Source organism: Pirellulales bacterium (assembly GCA_035939775.1).
Taxonomy (GTDB): domain Bacteria; phylum Planctomycetota; class Planctomycetia; order Pirellulales; family DATAWG01; genus DASZFO01.
In genome coordinates, this window is record DASZFO010000013.1 from 1 (window position 1) to 6132 (window position 6132).

Consider the following 6132-nt stretch of genomic DNA (forward strand, 5'->3'; position numbering starts at 1 on the left):
TTTTGCCGGGTCCAAATCATCGGCGGCCAACACGCGCTTTTCGAGCACGTAGAAGCTGGCTTCCTTCGCCACGTGCTTGTCGTTGTCCGCTCGGAATCGCTCGGCCATCGCGAATAACTTCTTGTCCGACTCTTCGCTTCCGGCCGCGCCGGAGTCGTGCAGGGCCAAAAGCTCCGCGACGATGGCAAACTGTCGTAGTTCACCCTCGGGCTGAACGGCTAGAATTCGCTCGGCGGCCTCGATGATGCCCTCGGAATAGCCGAGACGCTCGTGGATCGAGGCGGGAGCGTCCTGCATCCGCTCGATATACTGCCGCAGTTCGGCCGGCGAGAGACCCTTCTTCGGGGCATACGGATTGTCGGCCGGCTTCGGCTCCTCCTTGGCATCCTCGGCCGCAATCAACACGGCGGCGACCAAACCGATCCCAATCGCCAGCCCCAACTGCCGCAACATGATCCTGAATCGAACGGTCTCCATCAGATTGTCCTCCCGATGACATTGATAACTGAAGAGTCGAGTTCCGGCGAACCGTTGCCTATCATTCTCTAGTGGCCCTTGCTGCCGGTCAATCAAGCCTGGGGCGATTTGACGGGGATGGATAAACTTAGTTAATGATCGACCAGACCGAAGAAAACACTTCTGAAGAGCCGATCGTCCCTGGCGACGAGGCCGCGATTGTGCCGCCATCGCATTCGGCCGCCTCGCCAGAGCCGGGCGCGGCGGGTGGCTTCGCGCACGCCGCGGCGAAGGTCCGCGAGTTCCCGCAGACGCCCGGCGTCTATTTGATGAAAGACGCCGCTGGGGTGGTGATCTACGTCGGCAAGGCTAAGAGTCTGCGGGCTCGCGCCGGCAGCTATTTTCTCAAGGCGGCGGCCGACGATCGCCGCACCGCCGATCTGGTGAAGGAAATTCACGACATCGATTTTGTCCCCGCCGAAAGCGAGGTGGATGCTCTGTTAGTCGAAGCCCGGCTGGTCAAAGACATCCAGCCGAAATACAACCGCTCGCTCAAGGACGACAAGAGCTTTCCCTATCTTGAGATTTTCGTCCGCGAGGATTATCCGCGGGTCGAGGTGACTCGCGAGCCGCGCTCGCGCGGCACCAAACTCTACGGCCCGTTCGCCAGCGCCGGCGGGCTCCGCGGGGCGATCCAGGTGCTGCAAAAGATTTTCAAGTTCCGCACCTGCTCGCTCGATATCGACGAGCACGAAGAGAAATGGCGCTGGTTTCGCCCCTGCCTGTTGGCTTCGATCCAGCAATGCACGGCCCCCTGCAATCTGCGGATCTCGAAGGAAGAGTATCGCCGCGATATTCATCGTTTGCGGATGTTTCTGGAAGGGAAAAAAAAGGCCCTGCTCGACGAGATGCGCGAAGAGATGCGCACTGCCGCGGCCGCGCTGCATTTCGAGAAGGCGGCCCGGCTCCGCGACGAGATCCACATGCTCGAAACGCTCGACCAGCGCGGCGATCTCGACGAGCACGCGCAACCGGAGGTCTTCTACATCGATCCGAAGAAAGGCCTGGCCGGGCTGCGGAAGGTGCTTCATCTTGCTGAGACGCCGCGAACGATCGAAGGGGTCGATATCGCCCATCTGGTCGGTGGCGAGACGGTTGCCAGCGTCGTCCGATTCATCGACGGCCTGCCGTTCAAGCCCGACTATAAGCGGTATAAGATTCGGGCCGTCGCCGGCGTGGACGATTTCGCGAGCATCCACGAAGTGGTCTCACGGCGCTTCCAGCGGCTCTCCGATGAGCTGGAGATGTTCCCCGACATCCTGCTCGTCGACGGCGGCAAGGGTCAGCTCAACGCAGCGCTGGCCGCCTTCCGCGAGCTATCCATTTCACCGCCGGCCGTGATCTCGCTCGCCAAGCGCGAAGAAGAAGTCTACATCCCCGACGCCGAAGAACCACTGCGCCTCAGTCGCCACTCCTACGCCCTACGACTGTTGCAATACGTTCGCGACGAAGCGCATCGATTCGCGCAGCAGTATCATCACCTTTTGCGGCGGAAATCGACGTTGGGGGACTAGTTGATCGCTTTCCGCAGCAAACATGACCAGGCCAGCGGCTTGAAGCCGGGGCCGAGTTCGGCGTCGAAGCGGAATTCGGTCAGGGAAACGATCTCGAAGCGGCTGCCGAGTTCGCTGCGCAGCTCCGTCTCGCTCACGACTGGCGGGCCCGGGTCGAGCGGCTCCTTGGCGTTGCCAGCCAGCACGAGGCCGAGTGCGCCTGGTCGTAGCAGCCGATCGACCGCGGTGATATAGCCCAGCGCGTTCTCGCGGCGCACGGCGTGGTAGCAGCCGCGATCGAAGAGAAAGTCGAACGGAGCGCCGAGGTCGGGCAGAGCGAGTAGATCGAGCGACAGGAAGCGAATTGTCACGCCCGCCGCGGCCGCCCGTTCGATCGCCCGCTCGATCGCCAGCGGAACGAGATCAACGCCCGTCACCTCGAATCCCTGCTGAGCGAGCCAGACGGCGTTGGTTCCGGTGCCGCAGCCGAGTTCGATCGCGCGGCACGGCCGGATGTTTTCAGCCTGAACGACGCGCATCAATTCCGAGGACGTGCGGCCTGTGTCCCAAGGTGGAGTGCCGGAGCGATAATGTTCTTCCCATTGCGGAACGTCGGCCATGTCATCTTCCTCAGAGAGAGCCGGAAATGAACGTTACTTTTCACTAACTAGCAACGATTGGGCTTCGATAAATGACAACCGCAACTGGTGCACGAAACCGTTGAGCAGCGCCGATTCTTCTGGTGTGCGGTTGCCGGCCGTCTTTTCCTCGAGCATCGTCAAAGTGTCGATGAAATGCCTGGCCTCGGGCAAGCGGATCTCCGTCGTGCCGCTAAACGGATTAGGGACTTGCCCGAGCGAGACCATCGCTTGCGTCGCCAACGTCGTGACGAGAAACGATAACGTCGCTGGCGGAAGCGGGCCGGTCCGCGGAGCATCCGCCTCGGCCGCGGATAGCGACGGAGTTTCCCCCGATCGACCTTCTCCGGCCTGCGCGGCGGCAAGCTTCTCGGCCTCGACGCGGCTCTTCCAATCCTCATCTACAAAAAGCTGCGGCTTGTCGCGGTTTTCGGTGGACATGGCAATTGGATAAAACTCATCGTCTTCAAAGGGAATAATGGTTTCGACTGACAGTCTCTAGCCGCCAACACTCGACCCCTGCCCCCTGAACTCATGCCGAACCATCGCCGCGGCGACGAAGCCGGCGAACAGTGGCTGAGCGACGGTCGGCTTTGATTTGAACTCCGGATGGAATTGCACCGCCACGAACCACGGATGGTTCGGCAACTCGATGATCTCGACCAACTGATGATCCGGGCTGGTTGCCGCGACTAGCACTCCGTGCGCCTCGAACTGCTGCCGGTATGCATTGTTGAACTCATAGCGATGCCGATGCCGTTCCCATATCACATCCCGGCCGTAACAGGCCCGCGCTCGGCTTTCGGAATGCAGAATCGCTTGCTGGGCCCCCAGACGCATCGTGCCTCCCTTGTCCGTGATCGATTTCTGCTCATCGAGCAAGCAAATGACTGGGTGCGGCGTGTCTTTGTTAAACTCGGTCGAATGCGCGCCGGCCAGCCCAACAACATTCCGGCCGAACTCAATCACAGCACATTGCATTCCCAAGCAGATGCCGAAAAACGGAATCCCGCGCTCGCGGGCGAAGCGGATTGATTCGACCTTGCCTTCGATCCCGCGCTCGCCAAACCCGCCGGGAACCAAGATGCCGTCGAAACCGGCTAGCAGCCGCTCGGGGCCTTCGCGCTCGACCGCTTCGCTCTGCACACTCTGAATGCGCACCTGGGCGCGATGGGCGATGCCAGCGTGATCGAGCGATTCGTATATCGACTTGTAAGCGTCGCGATGCTCGGCATATTTGCCGACCACGGCGATCGAAATCTCGTGCTCGGGATTGCGGAGCCGGTGGAGCAACTCGCGCCAATCGTCGAGTTCGGGTTCGCCAGCGGTCAAGCCGAGCCGGCGAACGATCAAATCGTCGAGCCGATTATCGACGAGGCTCATCGGCACCTCATAGATCGAAAAATCCTTGTCGCGCTCCTCGATGACCGCCTCGGTCGGCACATTGCAAAACAGGGCGATCTTATCGCGATCATCGCGGCTGAGCGGCTGCTCGGTGCGGCAGATGAGCACGTCGGGCTGAATACCGATCTGCCGTAGCAGGCCGACCGAGTGTTGCGTCGGCTTCGTTTTCAATTCACCGGCAGCCTGGAGATACGGAACAAGCGTGAGATGGATATACAGGCAGTTCTCTTTCCCGACGTCGAGCGAGAATTGGCGGATCGCTTCGAGGAACGGTTGGCTCTCGATGTCCCCGACCGTGCCGCCGATCTCGGTGATGACCACGTCTACATCATCGTCGGCCAGCTTGCGGATCACTCCCTTGATCTCGTTGGTGATGTGCGGGATGACCTGCACCGTCTTGCCGAGAAACTCGCCGCGACGTTCCTTGTTGATCACCGATTGATAGATTTGACCGGTCGTGTAGTTCGAATCGCGCGTTAAAGGGCTGTTGGTGAACCGCTCGTAATGTCCCAGATCGAGGTCCGTCTCGCTGCCGTCGTCGAGCACGTAGACCTCGCCATGCTGATAGGGGCTCATCGTGCCCGGATCGACGTTGATATATGGATCAAGCTTCTGCATCCGCACGGCGAGCCCGCGCGCTTCGAGCAACATGCCGATCGAAGCGCTGGTCAACCCCTTGCCGAGCGAGCTGACAACGCCGCCCGTCACGAAGATATGTTTGGTCATGGCAACTCCGTTCCGAGAAAATTGGCTTCCTGCAGGGCCGTACACCACCGTGCTGCACCAGCTAGCATTGAAACCCGCGGCGGGCGATTCGTCAATGTATCTCGTCGCTGCGCACCATGAACGACCTGCACTTTTTGCTCCGCCGGGGTTAGAATCGTCAACGACTCGAAATCGAACAAAGAAGCGCACAAGACAGCATGAGTGACGACAAGCGCTCATCGCCCGCCGTTCATTGGCTGAACTCGACGGTGCTGGGTATTGGCCTGGCGAGTCTATTCTCCGACGTCGGCCACGAAATGGCGACGACGGCAATGCCGGCCCTGTTGGCGACGCTGGGAGTCAGTTCCGCGGCGCTCGGATTGATCGAAGGCTTGGCTGATGGGCTGTCGAGCTTCGCCAAACTGCTGTCCGGTCTATACAGCGATCGGCTTCAGCGACGCAAGCCGCTGGCGGTGATCGGCTACTTCGTGACCGCCTCGGGCATGGCCAGCTTCGCGCTGGCGACGCAGTGGTGGCACGTGCTACTGGGGAGGGTGTTTGGCTGGCTGGGGCGCGGAGCGAGAACCCCAGTAAGAAACGTCCTGCTCACGGAGGCCACGACGAAGGAAACCTATGGGCGGGCCTTTGGTTTGGAGCGGGCGATGGACAGCGCCGGTGCCGTGATCGGGCCGCTCTTGGCCGTGGGGCTTGCCGCCGTCCTGGGAGCAAACCACTTTCGTTGGCTCTTTTTTTGCACGCTCGTGCCGGGGATTCTCGCCGCCGTTTCGATCGCCTTTCTGGTGCGCGAGCGGCCCCACGAGCCGCGCCCTCAAGCGCGGCTCTGGGGCAGCCTGCGATCTCTGCCGAAGCCGTTCAAGGAGTATCTCGTCGGCGTGGGCTTGGCAGGAAGCGGCGATTTTTCCAAGACGCTGCTGATCCTGTGGGCGACCGAGGCTTGGAAACGGCACTACGCACCCGCCGATGCCGCCCGGACGGCCATGCTGTTCTACGTCGGCTACAACCTGGTTTACACCGTGTCGTGTTATATCAGCGGCGTCTTCGCCGATCGCTTCCCAAAGCATTGGGTTTTGGCGACCGGTTATAGTCTGGCTGTCATTCCAGCCGCGGCTCTGCTCCTGCCCGGCGATGGTTTCGCAAAGTTTGCGATCGCATTCGGCGTTTCGGGGCTCTACATGGGAGTTTGGGAGACGGTGGAGAATTCGACCGCGGCCACGATGCTGCCGGCCGAGACGCGGGGCACCGGATTCGGGCTGCTGGCGAGCGTCAACGGCATCGGCGATTTCGTCTCGAGCGCTTTGGTTGGATTCCTGTGGGTCATATCGCCGCCGGCAGCGATGTTGTTCGTCATCGTGATG

At 61.0% G+C, this 6132-nt stretch carries 6 protein-coding genes; 2 read left to right on the forward strand and 4 right to left on the reverse strand.

The window, feature by feature from the left end:
- On the reverse strand, window positions 1-477 hold a 477-nt coding region (locus tag VGY55_00395; protein HEV2968412.1), incomplete at its 3' end, for a hypothetical protein.
- Window positions 478-611: 134 nt separating this feature from the next.
- Here VGY55_00395 and VGY55_00400 point away from each other — a divergent pair.
- Window positions 612-2030: an excinuclease ABC subunit UvrC gene (locus VGY55_00400; protein HEV2968413.1), complete on the forward strand. Its 1419-nt coding sequence runs from the start codon at window positions 612-614 to the stop codon at window positions 2028-2030.
- Here VGY55_00400 and VGY55_00405 read toward each other — a convergent pair.
- From VGY55_00405 to VGY55_00415, 3 genes are read right to left on the reverse strand one after another with little or no spacing between them, the layout of a single operon-like run.
- Window positions 2027-2629 carry a methyltransferase domain-containing protein gene (locus VGY55_00405; GenBank protein ID HEV2968414.1) on the reverse strand — a complete coding sequence of 201 codons (603 nt, stop codon included), beginning with the start codon at window positions 2627-2629 and terminating at the stop codon, window positions 2027-2029. The two genes, VGY55_00400 and VGY55_00405, sit on opposite strands and share 4 nt — an antisense overlap.
- Before the next feature lie 33 nt (window positions 2630-2662).
- Entirely contained in the window at window positions 2663-3088 is a 426-nt protein-coding gene (locus tag VGY55_00410; GenBank protein HEV2968415.1) for a DUF1844 domain-containing protein, read from the reverse strand.
- Between the two features lie 57 nt (window positions 3089-3145).
- Window positions 3146-4777: a CTP synthase gene (locus tag VGY55_00415; protein ID HEV2968416.1), complete on the reverse strand. Its 1632-nt coding sequence runs from the start codon at window positions 4775-4777 to the stop codon at window positions 3146-3148.
- Window positions 4778-4974: 197 nt separating this feature from the next.
- Here VGY55_00415 and VGY55_00420 point away from each other — a divergent pair.
- Window positions 4975-6132, forward strand: a 1158-nt coding sequence (locus VGY55_00420; protein ID HEV2968417.1) for an MFS transporter, incomplete at its 3' end; no start/stop codon positions are given.

Coding starts and splice junctions, on each gene's coding strand:
- VGY55_00400 (HEV2968413.1), top strand. CDS start 612: ATGATCGACCAGACCGAAGAAAACACTTCTGAAGAGCCGATCGTCCCT.
- VGY55_00405 (HEV2968414.1), bottom strand. CDS start 2,629: ATGGCCGACGTTCCGCAATGGGAAGAACATTATCGCTCCGGCACTCCA.
- VGY55_00410 (HEV2968415.1), bottom strand. CDS start 3,088: ATGTCCACCGAAAACCGCGACAAGCCGCAGCTTTTTGTAGATGAGGAT.
- VGY55_00415 (HEV2968416.1), bottom strand. CDS start 4,777: ATGACCAAACATATCTTCGTGACGGGCGGCGTTGTCAGCTCGCTCGGC.